General features: G+C 72.9%; 15 protein-coding genes. 11 read left to right on the top strand and 4 right to left on the bottom strand.

What is annotated here, in order from left to right; genetic code table 11:
* Positions 1–107: 107 nt before the first annotated feature.
* From ACEY2A_RS03330 to gdhA, 3 genes are all read left to right on the top strand, one after another.
* The gene (locus ACEY2A_RS03330; protein ID WP_374929460.1) at positions 108–1,496 is read left to right on the top strand and encodes an MFS transporter; all 1,389 of its coding nucleotides are present in this window, start codon (positions 108–110) and stop codon (positions 1,494–1,496) included.
* A 62-nt stretch (positions 1,497–1,558) separates the two neighbouring features.
* Positions 1,559–1,894, top strand: a complete 336-nt coding sequence (locus tag ACEY2A_RS03325; RefSeq protein WP_374929459.1) for a YnfA family protein — start codon at positions 1,559–1,561, stop codon at positions 1,892–1,894.
* Positions 1,895–1,983: 89 nt separating this feature from the next.
* Positions 1,984–3,339: an NADP-specific glutamate dehydrogenase gene (gene gdhA, locus ACEY2A_RS03320; RefSeq protein ID WP_374929458.1), complete on the top strand. Its 1,356-nt coding sequence runs from the start codon at positions 1,984–1,986 to the stop codon at positions 3,337–3,339.
* A gap of 30 nt (positions 3,340–3,369) precedes the next feature.
* On the opposite strand, the gene ACEY2A_RS03315 is transcribed toward gdhA, so the two are convergent.
* Together ACEY2A_RS03315 and ACEY2A_RS03310 are read right to left on the bottom strand one after the other, a co-directional pair.
* Positions 3,370–4,017, bottom strand: coding sequence for a cation diffusion facilitator family transporter (locus ACEY2A_RS03315; protein ID WP_374929457.1), 648 nt, complete (start codon positions 4,015–4,017; stop codon positions 3,370–3,372).
* Positions 4,014–4,412: an ArsR/SmtB family transcription factor gene (locus tag ACEY2A_RS03310; protein WP_374929456.1), complete on the bottom strand. Its 399-nt coding sequence runs from the start codon at positions 4,410–4,412 to the stop codon at positions 4,014–4,016. The genes ACEY2A_RS03315 and ACEY2A_RS03310 overlap by 4 nt, the downstream gene beginning before the upstream one ends.
* 75 nt (positions 4,413–4,487) lie before the next feature.
* Here ACEY2A_RS03310 and ACEY2A_RS03305 point away from each other — a divergent pair, with 75 nt between their 5' ends.
* From ACEY2A_RS03305 to ACEY2A_RS03285, 5 genes are all read left to right on the top strand, one after another.
* Positions 4,488–5,333 (top strand): SOS response-associated peptidase, encoded by an 846-nt coding sequence (locus ACEY2A_RS03305; RefSeq protein ID WP_374929455.1) that lies wholly within the window; start codon positions 4,488–4,490, stop codon positions 5,331–5,333.
* The gene (locus ACEY2A_RS03300; RefSeq protein WP_374929454.1) at positions 5,323–5,865 is read left to right on the top strand and encodes a GtrA family protein; all 543 of its coding nucleotides are present in this window, start codon (positions 5,323–5,325) and stop codon (positions 5,863–5,865) included. Before ACEY2A_RS03305 ends, ACEY2A_RS03300 begins: the two co-directional genes overlap by 11 nt.
* Positions 5,866–5,959: 94 nt before the next feature.
* Positions 5,960–7,435 carry a DHA2 family efflux MFS transporter permease subunit gene (locus tag ACEY2A_RS03295; protein ID WP_374929453.1) on the top strand — a complete coding sequence of 492 codons (1,476 nt, stop codon included), beginning with the start codon at positions 5,960–5,962 and terminating at the stop codon, positions 7,433–7,435.
* Between the two features lie 117 nt (positions 7,436–7,552).
* The gene (locus ACEY2A_RS03290) at positions 7,553–8,170 is read left to right on the top strand and encodes a TetR/AcrR family transcriptional regulator (RefSeq protein WP_374929452.1); all 618 of its coding nucleotides are present in this window, start codon (positions 7,553–7,555) and stop codon (positions 8,168–8,170) included.
* Complete coding sequence (locus tag ACEY2A_RS03285) at positions 8,167–9,741, top strand: MDR family MFS transporter (protein ID WP_374929451.1); 1,575 nt, start codon at positions 8,167–8,169, stop codon at positions 9,739–9,741. The genes ACEY2A_RS03290 and ACEY2A_RS03285 overlap by 4 nt, the downstream gene beginning before the upstream one ends.
* A gap of 53 nt (positions 9,742–9,794) precedes the next feature.
* Here the strand turns inward: ACEY2A_RS03285 and ACEY2A_RS03280 are convergent, their stop codons facing one another.
* Entirely contained in the window at positions 9,795–10,589 is a 795-nt protein-coding gene (locus ACEY2A_RS03280) for an alpha/beta fold hydrolase (protein WP_374929450.1), read from the bottom strand.
* Between the two features lie 85 nt (positions 10,590–10,674).
* On the opposite strand from ACEY2A_RS03280, the gene ACEY2A_RS03275 reads away from it, so the two are divergent.
* From ACEY2A_RS03275 to ACEY2A_RS03265, 3 genes are read left to right on the top strand one after another with little or no spacing between them, the layout of a single operon-like run.
* A complete protein-coding gene (locus ACEY2A_RS03275) occupies positions 10,675–11,403 on the top strand; it encodes a glutamine amidotransferase (RefSeq protein WP_374929449.1) in 729 nt (242 codons plus the stop codon).
* Entirely contained in the window at positions 11,400–12,641 is a 1,242-nt protein-coding gene (gene rlmC / locus ACEY2A_RS03270; RefSeq protein ID WP_374929448.1) for a 23S rRNA (uracil(747)-C(5))-methyltransferase RlmC, read from the top strand. Before ACEY2A_RS03275 ends, rlmC begins: the two co-directional genes overlap by 4 nt.
* Positions 12,638–13,924, top strand: a complete 1,287-nt coding sequence (locus tag ACEY2A_RS03265) for a glucose-1-phosphate adenylyltransferase family protein (protein ID WP_374929447.1) — start codon at positions 12,638–12,640, stop codon at positions 13,922–13,924. The genes rlmC and ACEY2A_RS03265 overlap by 4 nt, the downstream gene beginning before the upstream one ends.
* A 2-nt stretch (positions 13,925–13,926) precedes the next feature.
* On the opposite strand, the gene ACEY2A_RS03260 is transcribed toward ACEY2A_RS03265, so the two are convergent.
* Positions 13,927–15,357, bottom strand: coding sequence for a DUF6395 domain-containing protein (locus tag ACEY2A_RS03260; RefSeq protein ID WP_374929446.1), 1,431 nt, complete (start codon positions 15,355–15,357; stop codon positions 13,927–13,929).
* Between the last annotated feature and the right edge of the window lie 14 nt (positions 15,358–15,371).

The raw sequence follows: 15,371 nt of genomic DNA, 5'->3' as shown, positions 1-15,371 counted from the left end.
GGCGGACCGCCGGGGCGGCGCGGTGGGAACTGGGGCGCCGGGGCAGCCCGCGGCACAGGGTCGGTGTCCTGCAAACGGCCGGCCGACGCGCGTGCCATGCTGCCGAGGTGACCACCGCCACCGCCCCGACGGCCGACCCCCGCCGCGAACGTACCCGCGCCCACCAGCGCGCGTGGGGGTGGTACGACTGGGCCAACTCGGCCTACGTGACCACCACCGGCACGGTGCTGATCGGGCCATACCTCACCCAGCTGGCCACCGCCGACGCGTGCCCGGACCTGGCCACCGACGAGACCTGCACGGCCACCCTCGACGTGCTGGGCCTGCCCGTGGCCGCGGGCTCGCTGGCCTCCTACACGATCACGGTGGCCACGATCGTTTCTGTCCTGCTGGTGCTGGTGGTCGGTGCGATCGCCGACCGCACGCCGCGGCCGGTGCGACTGTTAGGCCTGCTGGCCTGGGTGGGCTCGCTGGCGGCCATGTCGATGGTCTTCCTCAGCGGCAGCTCGTGGCAGCTGGGGGTGCTGCTGGTCATCATCGGCAACGTGGCGCTGGGGGCCTCGACCGTGGTCTACGACGCGCTGCTGGTGCGCGTGGCGGGCCCCGACGAGCGGGACCGGGTCTCCTCGCGGGCCTGGGCGATGGGGTACGCCGGCGGCGGGCTGCTGCTGGCGGCGAACCTCGTGCTCATCCAGCTGCACGAGTCGCTGGGGATCGGCATGGAGACCGCGGTGCGCATCTCGCTGTTCTCCGCCGGGTTGTGGTGGGCGGTGTTCACCCTCGTGCCGGTGATCGGGCTGCGCCGCGTCGTGGGCACCACGGCCGTCCCAGTGGAGCGCAGCGCCGGCCCGGTGGCCGGTTCGCTGCGGCAGCTGTGGTCCACCTTCAAGGAGCTGCGGAACTACCCCCAGACCCTGACTTTCCTGGTGGCCTACCTGCTGTTCAACGACGGCATCCAGACCGTCATCGCCTCGGCCAGCATCTACGGGTCCGAGGCTCTCGGGTTCGACACCGGGCAGCTGATGATGACCATCTTGCTCGTGCAGTTCGTCGCCGTTGGCGGGGCGTTGCTGTTCGGGCGCCTCGCGGCTCGCACCGGCGCCAAGAAGGCCGTCCTGCTGGGCGTGGGCCTGTGGGTCGTGGTGGTGAGCCTGGCCTACTTCGTCCCGCGCGGGGCGTTCTTCACCTGGCTCGGGTGCGCGGTCCTCATCGGCCTGGTGCTGGGTGGCACGCAGGCGCTGGCGCGCTCGCTCTACAGCCAGCTGGTGCCGGTGGGGCGCGAGTCGGAGTTCTTCGCCTTCTACCAGGCCGGCGAGCGCGGCACGTCGTGGTTCGGCACCCTCACCTTCGGACTGGTCTTCCAGCTCACAGGCTCCTACCGCCCGGCGATCCTGGCCCTGCTGGTGTTCTTCGTGCTCGGCGGGTTGGTCCTGTCCCGCCTGGACGTGCGCCGCGGCATCGCCGATGCGGGCAACCCGCAGCCGGCCATCGTCTGACGGGTCCGCTCCCCCATCGGCCCGCCGGGCGTTCATGGGCGCCCGCGGGAGAGACTGCACCCATGGACGTCCTGCGCTCGGTGCCCCTCTTCGTGCTCGCTGCCCTGCTGGAGATCGGTGGCGCCTGGCTCGTGTGGCAGGGGGTGCGCGAGCACCGGGGGATGGTGTGGGTCGGCGCCGGGATGGTGGCCCTCGGGCTGTACGGGCTCGTGGCCACCCTGCAGCCGGATGCGAACTTCGGCCGCATCCTCGCGGCCTACGGCGGGGTCCTCGTGGCCGGCTCGCTGGCCTGGGCGATGGCGCTCGACGGCTTCCGACCGGACCGGTGGGACCTCGCCGGTGCGGCCCTGTGCCTGGTGGGCGTCGCCGTCATCATGTACGCACCCCGCGGCGCCTGAGGCCGGCTGCGGGCCACCACCGGGAGCGCCGCTACCGTGGGGCCCCACGAGCGAGGTCACCGCGACGCCGCCGAGCCCCAGGAGGATCGATGAGCAGCTCCCAGCACCGCCTGCACCCCCGGTTGGCGGACATCCGCGAGACCATCCACCGCCGCAACCCCGGGGAGACCGAGTTCCACCAGGCCACCGACGAGGTGCTGGCGAGCCTCGGGCTGGTGCTGGAGAAGCGTCCCGAGCTCGCCGAGGCCAGCATCATCGAGCGGCTGTGCGAGCCGGAGCGCCAGCTGATCTTCCGGGTGCCGTGGGTGGACGACGCCGGGGAGGTGCAGGTGAACCGGGGCTTCCGGGTGGAGTTCAACTCGGCCCTGGGCCCGTACAAGGGAGGCCTGCGCTTCCACCCCAGCGTGCTGCTGGGGACCGTGAAGTTCCTGGGCTTCGAGCAGATCCTGAAGAACGCCCTGACCGGCATGCCGATCGGCGCCGGCAAGGGCGGCTCGGACTTCGACCCCAAGGGCCGCTCCGAGGGCGAGGTCATGCGCTTTTGCCAGTCGTTCATGACCGAGCTGCACCGCCACTTGGGCGAGTACACCGACGTGCCGGCCGGCGACATCGGCGTCGGCAGCCGGGAGATCGGCTTCCTGTTCGGTCAGTACAAGCGGATCACCAACCGCTACGAGGCCGGCGTGCTCACCGGCAAGGGCCTGGGCTGGGGCGGCGCGCGGGCCCGCACCGAGGCCACCGGCTACGGCACGGTCTACTTCACCGAGCAGATGCTGGCCGAGTCCGGCCGCAGCTTCGACGGCCTGCGCACGGTGGTCTCCGGCTCGGGCAACGTGGCGCTCTACGCCGCACAGAAGGTCACCGAGCTCGGCGGCACCGTGGTGGCCATGAGCGACTCCGAGGGCTACGTGGTGGACGAGGGCGGCCTGGACGTGCCCCACCTCATCGAGCTCAAGGAGAAGCGCCGCGAGCGCATGTCCACCTACGCCGAGGAGAAGGGCGGCAGCTACATCGCCGACGGGTCCATCTGGGACGTCGCCTGCGAGGTTGCCCTGCCCTGTGCCACCCAGAACGAGCTCGATGCGGACGCGGCCCGGGCGTTGGCCGGCAACGGCTGCGTGGTGGTGGCCGAGGGCGCGAACATGCCCGCCACCCCGGGTGCCGTGGAGGTGCTCCGCGAGGCCGGCGTCCAGTTCGCCCCCGGCAAGGCCTCCAACGCCGGTGGCGTGGCCGTCAGCGCCCTGGAGATGCAGCAGAACGCCACCCGCGACTCGTGGACCTTCGAGCACACCGACGAGCGGCTGCGCGAGATCATGGCGAACATCCACGCCACCTGCTCCCGGACCGCCGAGGAGTACGGCGTGCCCGGCGACCTGGTGGCCGGCGCCAACATCGGCGGCTTCGTGACGGTCAGCGAGGCGATGCTGGCCCAGGGCGTCATCTGAGGCTCGCCGGGGCGCGGACGGCGGGGTGGCTCAGCAGGCCGAGTCGCACCCGCAGTTCTCGCCCCGCCAGGCCTCCACACCCTCCCGGGCGGCAACGGCGGCGATGACCAGGCCCGCCACCGGGTCGGCCCAGGTCCACCCGAGGAACTGGTTGATCAGCAGGCCCACGAGCAGCACCGCCGAGAGGTAGGTGCACAGCAGGGTCTGGGTGGAGTCGGCCACCACCGAGCCGGAGTGCAGCTCCCGCCCGGTGCGGCGCTGCGCCCAGGACAGGAAGGGCATGACCACCACCGAGACGGCGGCCAGCACGATGCCCACGGTGGACGTCCCGGCCTCGCCGTCACCGAGCAGGTGGCGCACCGACTCCACCCCGACGTAGGCGGCCAGCGCGAAGAACCCGACCGCCATCATCCGCAGGGCCAGGCGCTCGCGCTCCTCGGGCACCGGGGCGCGGAACTGCCAGAGCACGATCACCCCGGAACTCACCTCGATGAGGGAGTCCAACCCGAAGGCGACCAGGGCCACCGACCCCGAGAGGGTGCCGGCCACGAGCGCCACGACGGCCTCGAGCAGGTTGTAGACCACCGAGGCCAGGGCCAGCAGCTGTGCACGCCGTCCCAGCGTGGCCCGGCGCCCGGGGGTCAGGTGCTCGCGGGGGGTCAGGGTCAGGCTCGTCATGCGGCACCCCCCGGCCGGCCCGACGGGCACAGGGCGACGGCGTCCCCGGCCACCGCGAGGAGCTGCTCGGCGGAGCGCAGGAGCGCCAGGACCTGCTCGGGGTGCGTCACCGAGAACAGCGAGGCCCGCCCCACCGGGCGCGAGTCCACCATCCCGCAGTCCCGCAGGCAGGCCAGGTGGGCTGACACGGTCGACTGGGCCAGGCCCAGGTGCTCGGTCAGCTCGCGCACGTTGTGCTCCCCCAGCGCGAGGTGCTGCAGGATCACCACCCGGGTGGGGTCCCCCATCGAGCGGAACAGGGCGGCCGCCACCTCGGCGGCCTCTCGCTCCACGCCGGCCGGGCCCCCGGGCCCCGGGACCGAGCTCGCACGCGTCACCGTCTCCATCATCGTCATGGACCGATGATAGCGCCTCGGCACGTTGCCGGACAGCGGGACCGAACACCCAGCGATACTCCGTAGGCTGGGGCGATGTGCGGACGCTACGCAGCCAGTGCCTCCCCGGACTCCCTGGTCGAGGAGTTCGAGGTGGAGGTCGACGGCACCGGTGAGCCCGGGGTGCCGGTCATGAGGAACCCGCAGTCCCCCGCGCCCGGGGAGCCGGACTGGAACGTCGCCCCCTCCAAGCAGGTGCCCGTGGTGCTCACCCGGACCCCGCGGGGCGAGGACGACGCCGACCCCCAGCGCCAGCTGCGGCTGCTCTCCTGGGGACTGGTGCCGCCGTGGGCCAAGGAGCTCAGCATGGGCAACCGCATGATCAACGCCCGCAGCGAGACCCTGTTCGACAAGCGGACCTTCGCCGGCCCGGCCCGCAAGCGCCGCTGCCTGGTGCCCGCCGACGGTTGGTACGAGTGGCAGGCCTCCCCGGTGGCGACCAACGCCTCGGGCAAGCCCCGCAAGCAGCCCTTCTTCATGTCGCGCACCGACGACAGCCCACTGGCCCTCGCGGGCCTGTACGAGTTCCACAAGGTGCAGGAGCTCGCCCCCGCCGAGGGGCCGGCACCCACCGACGCCTGGGTCATCAGCTTCACGATCCTCACCCAGGACGCCGAGCCGGGGCTGGACCGCATCCACGACCGCCAGCCGGTGGTCATCGAACCCGAGGACTGGGCCGCCTGGCTGGACCCCACCGCGACCGATGACGCGCACGTCACCGCGCTGCTCGCCCACCGCCCCGAGGGGCGCTTCCGGGCGTGGCCGGTGAGCACCGCCGTCAGCCGGGTGGCCCAGAACGGGCCCGAGCTGGTGGAGCCCGTCGGCCGGGAGCAGCTCGTCGGCGTGGTCGACCCGGTGACCGGAGAGATCCTTGGCGGTTGACACCGCCGCCCGCGGGGCGACCACCGACCAGGAACGCCGCTCCCGCTGGGTCGCGGGCTTCCTGCGCGTGCGCAACCGGGTGTGGGGGTGGATCCCCGGCGGGCTACGCCGCCGCATCCCGCCCACCGCCGTGGGCTTCGCGATGCTCAACCTGTGCACCTTCGCCCTGGACCTGGTGCTGCTGTGGGTGCTCCACGTGCCGCTGGGCGTCGCCTACCCGGTGGCGACCACCGTCGCCTACACGATCGCGCTGGCCACCGCCTTCGTGGTGAACCGGTCCTTCAACTTCGAGAGCCACGGCCACGCCGGCAAACAGTCCGTGCGCTACGTGGTGGTGGTCTCGATCAACTACCTCGCGTTCATCCTGGGCCTCAACACGGGGCTGACGATGGTCGGCGTGCCCTTCGTCGTCGCGCGGCTGACCGCCGGCCTCTGCGAGGCGGTCTACATGTACCTGTGCATGCGCTTCATCGTGTTCCGCCACGGCAACCCGGCAACACCCCCCGACAGCCCGCTGACCCGGGGCCGGTGAGCAGGCTCATCCGGAACGCGGTGGGCGCACCGCCGGCCTGCCACTAGTCTTGGTCGGCTCCCCTCCTCTCCTGCTGCCCTTGGAGTCCCCTCGCATGCCCTCCTCAGTGACCACGGACCACGTCCCCACCGTCGACCAGCCCGACGACCTGCAGGTCGACTACGTGCCGATCCTGCGCATCCTCACGGTTGCCACCTTCGTGGTGATCCTCAACGAGACGATCATGGTCAACGCCATCCCGCAGCTGATGGCCTCGTTGGACGTCACCGCCCGGGCGGCGCAGTGGCTGTCCACCGGCTTCATGCTCACCATGGCGATCGTCATCCCGACCACCGGCTGGTTCCTGCACCGGCTCGACCGGCGGGCGGTGTTCGCCACCGCGATGGGGGCGTTCACGACCGGCACCCTGGTCGCCGCCCTCGCCCCCGGCTTCGAGGTGCTGCTGGTCGGCCGCATCATCCAGGCCGTGGGCACCGCCATCATGATGCCGCTGCTCATGACCACCGTGATGTCCCTGGTGCCCATCAGGGACCGCGGCCGCACGATGGGGAACGTCTCGCTGGCCATCTCCGTCGCCCCCGCCCTGGGCCCCACGACCTCCGGCATCATCCTGCAGTTCGCGTCCTGGCGGTGGCTGTTCCTGCTGGTCCTCCCCCTGGCCGTGGTGATGCTGGTGGCGGGCCACCGGCTGCTGCCCCCGAGCCACGCGGGCGCGGCCGGGCCGCTCGACATCCTCAGCGTGCCCCTGGCGGCGCTCGGCTTCGGCGGCCTGATCTACGGCATGAGCTCCCTGGGTGGCCATGGCGGCGAGGGTGGCGCCACCGAGCCGTTCGTGTCCCCGCCGCTGGCACTGGGCGTGGGCGTGCTGGGCGTCGCCCTGCTGGTGTGGCGGCAGATGGCCCTGGCCCGTGGTGGCGGCTCGCCGCTGCTGGACCTGCGGGCCCTGACCCACCGCAACTTCGCACTGTCCATGGCCATCATGGGCGTGGCCATGATGGCCATGATGGGCGCGATGATCCTGCTGCCCCTGTGGCTGCAGGACGCACGCGGGCTGAGCGTGCTGCAGGCCGGCCTGGTGATGATGCCCGGTGGCCTGATGATGGGGCTGCTCGGCCCTCGCGTGGGCCGCTGGTACGACCGCCACGGGCCGCGCCCGCTGGTGGTGCCCGGCGCTCTGATCGTGACCCTGGCCCTCTCCGCCGGCGCCCTGGCCGCCACGAGCGCCCCGTGGTGGGTGTTCACCATCATCCACCCCCTCATCAGCTTCGGTCTGGCACTGCTGTTCACCCCCCTGTTCACCGCGGGGCTGGGCGCGCTGCCGGTGGACCTCCACTCGCACGGCTCGGCCATCCTGGGCACCTTCCAGCAGGTGGCCGCGGCGGCGGGCACGGCCCTGGCGATCACGCTGATGGCCACCCGGCAGGGACAGCTGATCCGCGACGGGCAGCCCGTGGCCGAGGCCCTCTCGGGGGGCGTGGCCCTGGCCATGACCGTGGGGGCCGCCCTCTTCGCGGTGGCCCTGGTCCTGGCCACGCGCGTGCGCCGGCCCGAGGAGATCGCCACCGACTGAGCACCACCCCGAGCGCCCCTCCGTCACGCTCCCCCTCCACTGAGGAGGCGGGAGCGTGACGCATCTCGCACCCATCTGCAGGGATGCAGAATTTGCACTCGTGCAATAATTGCAGTCATGCCACAGCCTGCTCCCTCGCTCCGTGAACGGCGCCGGGCCGAGACCTGGGCGGCCCTCCACGATGCGGCGGCCGAGGCGGCCCTCGCCGGGGCGTCCACCGACTGCAGCGTCGACGCCATCGCCGCGGCCGCGGGGGTCTCCACCCGCACCTTCTTCAACTACTTCACTTCCAAGGACGAGGCCGTCTTCGGCTTCCGGCCCCCGCACCTGCCCGACGAGGCCCTCGCCGCGGTCGACCCCGCCGGTGACCCCGTCGCCGAGGCCTCCCGCCTGCTGCTGGCCACCATGCGCACCGCGACCCCGCACGGCACGGCCGCGCGGCGCCGGAGGCTGCAGCAGCAGAACCCCTCGCTGGGTCGCTACCGCATGCAGGCGCTCGCCGAGGCCGAGGACCTCGTGATCGAGGCCCTGACCACGACCTTCGCCGACCACCCGGCGCTCGCACAGGCCGCCGACGGACCCCAGGACACGGTCCGCATGTGGTGCACGATCGCCGGCGCCGTGCTGCGCCACGCCGCCACGGCACCCGACCGCACCCCCGGGGCCGCCCTCACCGACGCCGACCTCCAGAGCAGCCTCGAGCTGTTCCACGACCTCCACGGGAGCACCGCATGACCGCCACCCGCATCGCCGCCCCTGCCCCCGGGGTGGCCACCACCCCCGCCAGCCCGGCGACCACCACCCAGCAGGGCGTCGACGAGAACCGGCGCCACCTGCTGTGGATCTTCGTCGCGCTGATGCTGGCCATGCTGCTGGCCTCGCTGAACCAGACGGTGCTCTCCACGGCGCTGCCCACCATCGTCGGTGAGCTCGACGGCGTGCGCCAGATGCAGTGGGTCATCACCGCCTACATCCTGGCCAGCACCGTGATGATGCCGGTCTACGGCAAGCTGGGTGACCTCATCGGCCGCAAGCCGCTGCTGGTGGGCGCCATCCTGACCTTCGTCGCCGGCTCGGTGATCGGTGGACTGGCCCAGGACATGACCTGGCTGATCATTTCCCGCGTGGTCCAGGGGATCGGCGGCGGTGGCCTGATGATCCTCTCGCAGGCGATCATCGCCGACGTCGTCCCGGCCCGGGAGCGCGGCAAGTACATGGGTGTCATGGGTGGCGTGTTCGCCCTGTCGTCGGTGGCCGGCCCGCTGCTCGGTGGCTGGTTCACCGAGGGCCCCGGCTGGCGCTGGGCCTTCTGGATGGCGGTGCCGCTCGGCGCGATCGCCCTCTACGGCGCCCTGACCTTCCTCCACCTGCCGCGACACCGCGGCAAGGTCTCGGTTGACTGGGCCGGCATGGTGCTGGCGACCCTCGCCACCACCGGCCTGATCCTCGTGGTCACCTGGGGCGGCCACACCCTCGACTGGGTCTCGTGGCAGATGGGCGCCCGGGTGCTGGGCACGGTCGCGGCCTGGGCCGCCTTGGTCGCCGTGGAGCTCCGCGCCACCGAACCGATCCTGCCGCTGCACCTCTTCGCCCACCGCAACTTCGTCCTGTCCACCGCCTCGGGCCTGTTCATCGGTGTGGCCATGTTCGGCGCGCTCGGCTACATGCCCACCTACCTGCAAATGGCCTACGGCAAGTCCGCGACCGTCGCCGGCCTGCTGATGATCCCGATGATGGGGGCCATGCTCACCACCTCGATCCTGGCCGGCGCCCAGGTCACCCGGTCGGGGCGGTACAAGACGCTGCCGATCGTGGGCTCGGCGATCATCGCCCTCGGCCTGTTCCTGATGTCGACGCTCTCGGTGGACGACGCGCTGTGGAGGGTCTGCGGAGCCCTGGCGGTCCTCGGCGTGGGTCTGGGCCTGTCCATGCAGATCCTGGTGCTGGTGGTGCAGAACGCCTTCCCGCTGCGGGAGGTCGGCACTGCCACGGCGGCCAACAACTTCTTCCGCCAGATCGGCGCCACCCTCGGGTCGGCCGTGGTGGGCTCGCTCTTCACCGCGCGCCTGCACGACCTGGTGGCCGAGCGCCTGCCCGAGGCGGCGGGCGGCGGCTCGGGGGGCGCGGAGTCCTCGCTCACCCCGGAGGTGATCGCGCAGCTGCCCGAGCAGGTGCGGCAGGTGATCGTGAGCGCCTACTCGGACGCGCTGACCCCCATCTACCTGTGGCTGGTCCCCTGCGGCGTCATCGCCACGGTGCTGCTGCTGTTCATCCGCGAGGACGAGCTGCGCACCACGCTGGACTGAGCGCCGCCGAGCCCCGTGCCCCCATCGAGCCCCCGCCCCCCGGCGGGGGCTCCTCAGGTCAGCTTCTCCAGCAGGAAGTTGCGCAGGGTCTGGTGGAAGACCTCGGGCTCCTCGGAGTGCACCCAGTGGCCGGCGCCCTTGATGGTGACCAGGCGGGTGCGCGGGAAGAGCTCCTCCATCGCCGGGCGGAACTGCTCCTGCACGTAGTCCGAGCGGCCCCCGGCCATCCACAGCACGGGCCCGTCGAAGGTGTGCTCCCGAAGCTCCTCGGGGAAGCCCATGACCACGTCCAGGCTGTCCAGCAGCAGGTCCAAGTTCGCCTTCCACGCCCACCCGTTCTCGGTGTGCGTGAGGTTCTGCAGCAGGAAGGCGCGCGTGGTGAACGAGCCGATCTTGTCCTCCAGCGCCTCGTCCGCGTCGCTGCGGCGCTCGATGCGGCTGAGGTCCAGTTCCTTCATCGAGCCCAGCAGGTGGGTGAACTCGCTGGAGTTCTCGGTGTTCACCGGCGAGATGTCCACCACCACCAGGCGGTCCACCAGGTCGCCGAACAGCAGGGCGACGGCCATGGCGACCTTGCCCCCCATCGAGTGGCCGACCAGGTTCACCGTGCCCTCGGGCCACACCTCGCGGATGGCGTCACGCACCGCCTCGGCCATCTCGACGTAGTCGAAGGTCTCGGTGTGCGGGGAGGCCCCGTGGTTGGGCAGGTCCACCAGCAGCGAGCTCGCGTAGTCGTCGAGGTCCTTCGCCACGGTCCGGAAGTTTCGCCCCTGGCCCATGAGGCCGTGCAGGAAGACGACGCGCTCGTCGCCCCCCTCCACCAGGTGCGTGGTCAGGGTCGGCGCCATGGGGTCTCCTGTGGGTCGGGGCAGCGCCCGGCACACGCCGGGCCCGGTCGGCCGGGGCCGCACCATTGTGCCGCACACTGGGGGGATGCTCCCGTTCCTGCTGCTCTCGACGCGTCACGACGACCACCTGGCCGCCGACGAGCACCGGGCCGTGGCGCGCTACCTGGGCGTCGACCCGGCGCGGCTGGTGCAGTGGCGCCTCGACCAGTACCCGATGCCGGAGCTCCAGCTGGAGCGCTACGCCGGCCTCCTGCTGGGCGGCAGCCCGTTCAGCGCCTCGGACCCGCCGGAGAACAAGACCGGCCTGCAGCGTCGGGTCGAGCGCGAGCTCGCCGGCGTCCTCGACGAGGTGGTGGCGCGGGACTTCCCCTTCCTGGGCCTCTGCTACGGCGTGGGGACGCTCGGGCTGCACCGCGGCGGAGTCGTGGACACCACCTACGGCGAGACGCTGGGCGCTCCCACGATCCGGCTGACCGAAGCCGCCGCCGACGACCCGCTGTGCGCCCACCTGCCGGCCGAGTTCGCGGCGATCGTCGGCCACAAGGAGGCGCTCACCCACCCCGCACCCGACATGACGGTCCTGGCCGGCTCGGACGCGTGCCCGGTGCAGATGCTGCGCGTGGGCGAGCACGTGCGGGCCACCCAGTTCCACCCGGAGCTCGACGCGCCCGGCCTGATCGCCCGCATCCGCGCCTACACCCACCACGGCTACTTCCGGCCCGACCAGGAGGCCGAGCTGGTGCGCATGGCCCACACCACCGACGTGGACGCCTCCCACCGCGTGCTGACCGCCTTCGCGGAGCTCTACGGATGAGCGGGGCCGATGCCGCAGCGGCACCCGGTGCGGTCTCCCACCCGCCGGTCCACTGCCACCACTTCAGCGCCGGGCGCTGCGGCTCGTGCACCCTCATGGGCACGCCCGACCGGGTGCAGCTGCAGCGCAAGGACGCCGCCGTGCGCGGGCTGCTCGCGGCGCAGGTCCCCGCCACGGCGTGGGAGGCACCACTGGCCTCCGCGCCCGAGGGCTTCCGGACCAAGGCCAAGTTCGTGGTCGGCGGGAGCGCCGCGGCGCCCACCCTGGGCATCCTCGACGAGGCCGGCCGGGGCGTGGACCTGCGCGACTGCGGCCTGCACGTACCCGAGCTCGCCGCCGTGGCCGACCGGCTGGCCCGCTTCGTCACCCGGGCCGCCCTGCCCCCCTACGACCTCGCCCGGCGACGCGGTGAGCTGAAGCACCTGGTGCTCACCGCGGCCCCCTCCGGCGACCTGATGCTGCGGCTCGTCCTGCGCACCGAGGGGCCGCTGCCCCGCATCCGCGAGCACCTCCCCGGGTTGCTGGCCGACCTGCCGCAGCTGCGCGTGGTGAGTGCGAACCTGCACCCCGAGCACAAGGCCACGCTCAGCGGGGAGGTGGAGATCGCGCTCACCGAGCAGACCCTGTTGCCGCTGGAGCTGCCCGGGGTCACCCTGTTCGCCGGCCCGGGGGCGTTCGTGCAGACCAACACCACGGTGGCCACGGCGCTCTACCAGCAGGCCACCGCCTGGCTGGTGGACGCCGGGGCCCGGCGGGTGGCCGACCTCTACTGCGGTGTCGGGGGCTTCGCCCTCCACGCGGCCGCGGCGGGCACCGAGGCCGTGGGGGTGGAGATCGCTGCCGATGCGGTGCGCGGCGCCCGGGCGGGCGCCGCTTCCCTCGCCCAGAGCCCCGGGGGTGGGTCCGCCCGCTTCGTGGTGGCCGACGCCTCGGACCCCGCCGCCGTGCTCGCCGCCGCCGGCACGGACCGCGACGCGATGGTGGTGAACCCGCCCCGGCGCGGGCTGGGACCAGACCTGCCGGCGATGCTGGACGCCCGCTCCCCCGCCGCCGACCCGGCCTCGGCGCTGCGCACCCTCGTGTACTCCTCCTGCAACCCGGCCACCCTGGCCACGGACCTGGCGGGACTGCCCCACTGGCAGGTGCGCTCGGCCCGGCTGTTCGACATGTTCCCGAACACCGACCACGCCGAGGTGGTGGTGCTGCTGGAGCCGCGCACCGGCACACTGGGGGGATGACGCGCATCGCCACCCCCGACGCCCCGCACGTGCTCGCCATCGTCCAGGCCGGGGGCCAGGGTTCCCGCATGGACGTGCTGACCCGGGAGCGTGCGAAGCCGGCGCTGCCCTACGCGGGGTCCTACCGGCTGGTGGACCTGGCGATCTCCGCGGCGGCCGGCTCCGGCATCGGCGACGTGTGGGTGACGGTCCAGTACATGGCCTCCACGTTGGACGACCACCTCCAGCACGGACGGCCGTGGGACCTGGACCGGGTCCGCGGCGGGTACCGCCGCATGGTGCCCGAGACCGGGCGCACCGGGGTGCCGGCCTTCTCGGAGTCCAACACCGAGGACCTGCTGGCCATCCGGGACGACATCGAGGAGCAGGCACCGGACCTGGTGATCACCCTCAGCGCCGACCAGGTGCTGGTGTGCGACCTCGCGGCGGTCGTCGCCGGCCACGTCGACGCCGGCGCCGAGTGCACCATCCTGTCCCTGTCGACCACCGCCGAGGCAGCACAGCACAAGGCGGTGCTCGAGGTGGACGGGCAGACGGTCACCGGCATCGCCGAGAAGCCCGAGGACCCGGGCTCCGAGCCCACCATCTCCGCCGAGGTGGCCGTCTTCGACTGGCCGGCTCTGCGCGAGGTGCTCGATGCGGTGCGCGCCGAGCGCTCCACCTGCGGCAGCGAGGGCGCCGGCCAGGGCGAGGACGGCGCGCAGGAGGTCTCCGACGAGGGCCCCGGCGACCTGCCGGAGGAGGTGCTGCCCCGGCTCATCGAGCGCGGCCGGACCCGCCACCACCCGATCGACGGCTACTGGCGCGACATGGGCCGCCCCGACTCCTACCTGCAGGGCCACCGCGACCTGTTGCACTCCCCCGAGGAGGTCTTCGGCACCGACCACCTGGTGGTGCGCGGTAGCCACCGCGACCTGCCGCCCGCGGTGGTCACCGCCACCGGCGAGGTCTCGGGCTCCATGCTCTCGCCCGGGTGCCGGGTGGCCGGCACCGTGGAGCGCAGCGTCCTGAGCCCTGGGGTGGTCGTGGAGAAGGGTGCGCACGTTGTGGACAGCGTGGTCTTCGAGGACGTGCACGTGGCCGCCGGCGCCCGCATCGCGAGCTCGATCATCGATGCCGAGGTGCAGGTGGGCGCGGGAGCCAGCGTGGGTCAGCAGGGGCCGGCCGAGCTCAGCGACGAGGACGTCACCCTCATCGGGCGCCAAGCGGTGGTGCTGCCGGGAGCCGAGCTGCCCGCGGGGTCCCGCCTCGACCCGGGCGGCCGCGCCGGCGAGCCCCGCTGAGCTCAGCGGCGCAGCAGCCGCCGGGCCAGGTAGCGCCTCGCCCGGCCGGCCTCGGCGCGCCACTGGCGGCGGGGCTGCACCTCGGCCCGCGCGATGACCTCCTGCAGTCGGGCGTGCGCGGCGACCTGCTCGGGGCTCCCCCACCACGGTCGGGCGTCGAACTGCCGCACCTGCCGCTGCTCGGCAGCGTCCATCGGCTCCAGGAACTCCTCGATGCGGGTGCGCACCTCCTCCCGGAACCGCTCGGGCACACCTTTCTCCAGGGCCGGCGGGTAGTAGCGGTCGAGGAATCCGGTCTCGACCGGCGCGATGGCCTCCTCCATGGCATCGAGCACCGGGGTCCGCGGCTCGGTGCCGCTGCGTGCGGCCAGCACCGCGCGCACCGTGTGGGCCAGGCTCACCTCCACCTTCAGCGGCGACTGGCGCAGCTTCTTCACCGGCTCGCGCTCGGTGAAGATGCGCTCCAGCCGGGCCAGGTCCACGTCCTCGTCACGGCCCGCACGGTGCGCCTCGGTGGCGGCCAGCAGTTCCTTGCGGGCGCACTTCCAGCAGGCCAGGCAGGGCCGCCCCGGGCGCCCCCGCATGCACGACTGGGCGGCCTCGCCGGGCGGCCAGGTCTCGACGATCCGGGTGGTCCCCGGCTCGGAGACGCCCGCCAGGGCGTTCACCACGTCCATGCCGCAGGCCTCGAAGAGCGGCACCCACCGCGCGAAGGCGCTGCGGGCGAAGGGCCGAAAGCGGCCCACCTGCAACCGGTAGACCGCCTCCAGGGGCGCCCCCCAGGCCACCCCGTCGATGCGGTCGGCATCAGCCCACACCAGGGCGGGCACGATGTTGGAGAAGTCCAGCGGGAAGCCCACGGGCTCGCGCACGTGCTCGAGGTCAGTGCGCACGCGGCGGACGGTGAAGCCGTGGGACTCCATCGCTGCGCACGAGGCCCGCGCGGCAGAGAGGTCGTACACGCTGGGACGGCCCGCACGCTCGTCATCGGGCGCGGGGTCCACCGGATCGACGCGCTCCAGGAAGTACAGCCCGGTGGGCCGGGGCATCACCGCGGCGGCGGCCGTGCAGTCGGTACCCCCGGAGTAGGCCAGCGCCCGCTGGCCGTCCTCGGGACGCCGGCGCGGCTCCACCGCATCGTCCACCGGCCCCACCGTCCACCCGGTGGCCGCCTCGACGCCCGTGGCGAATGCGGGCGAGACAGCGTGGTCGAGCGTGAACTCGCGCGAGACGCCGCGCACCACGCAGAGCAGGGCGATGAGGGCGCGGACGTCCGGGTGCGGCAGGTCCACCTGGACGGGCAGCTCGATGTGGGCCACCCGGCCGGCCATCTCCACGGCACCCACCGTGGTGTCGTCCTGTGCCTCGGGGGTGGCGCGGACCACCAGCCACCGGGTGCCACCGTGGTCCCGTACGTCCGTCGTCAGCTGCATGTCCCCATCCTCTC

Origin of the sequence: Kytococcus sedentarius (assembly GCF_041937525.1) — a bacterium.
GTDB lineage: Bacteria > Actinomycetota > Actinomycetes > Actinomycetales > Dermatophilaceae > Kytococcus > Kytococcus sedentarius_A.
Note: the sequence above shows the minus strand (reverse complement) of the source record. Positions and strands in the feature narration are given on the sequence as shown.

Bases quoted from the DNA above. Each gene is read 5' to 3' on its own strand.
- ACEY2A_RS03325 (WP_374929459.1), top strand. From the start codon at position 1,559: ATGGACGTCCTGCGCTCGGTGCCCCTCTTCGTGCTCGCTGCCCTGCTG.
- gdhA (WP_374929458.1), top strand. From the start codon at position 1,984: ATGAGCAGCTCCCAGCACCGCCTGCACCCCCGGTTGGCGGACATCCGC.
- ACEY2A_RS03315 (WP_374929457.1), bottom strand. From the start codon at position 4,017: ATGACGAGCCTGACCCTGACCCCCCGCGAGCACCTGACCCCCGGGCGC.
- ACEY2A_RS03310 (WP_374929456.1), bottom strand. From the start codon at position 4,412: ATGACGATGATGGAGACGGTGACGCGTGCGAGCTCGGTCCCGGGGCCC.
- ACEY2A_RS03305 (WP_374929455.1), top strand. From the start codon at position 4,488: ATGTGCGGACGCTACGCAGCCAGTGCCTCCCCGGACTCCCTGGTCGAG.
- ACEY2A_RS03295 (WP_374929453.1), top strand. From the start codon at position 5,960: ATGCCCTCCTCAGTGACCACGGACCACGTCCCCACCGTCGACCAGCCC.
- ACEY2A_RS03290 (WP_374929452.1), top strand. From the start codon at position 7,553: ATGCCACAGCCTGCTCCCTCGCTCCGTGAACGGCGCCGGGCCGAGACC.
- ACEY2A_RS03285 (WP_374929451.1), top strand. From the start codon at position 8,167: ATGACCGCCACCCGCATCGCCGCCCCTGCCCCCGGGGTGGCCACCACC.
- ACEY2A_RS03280 (WP_374929450.1), bottom strand. From the start codon at position 10,589: ATGGCGCCGACCCTGACCACGCACCTGGTGGAGGGGGGCGACGAGCGC.
- ACEY2A_RS03275 (WP_374929449.1), top strand. From the start codon at position 10,675: ATGCTCCCGTTCCTGCTGCTCTCGACGCGTCACGACGACCACCTGGCC.
- rlmC (WP_374929448.1), top strand. From the start codon at position 11,400: ATGAGCGGGGCCGATGCCGCAGCGGCACCCGGTGCGGTCTCCCACCCG.
- ACEY2A_RS03265 (WP_374929447.1), top strand. From the start codon at position 12,638: ATGACGCGCATCGCCACCCCCGACGCCCCGCACGTGCTCGCCATCGTC.
- ACEY2A_RS03260 (WP_374929446.1), bottom strand. From the start codon at position 15,357: ATGCAGCTGACGACGGACGTACGGGACCACGGTGGCACCCGGTGGCTG.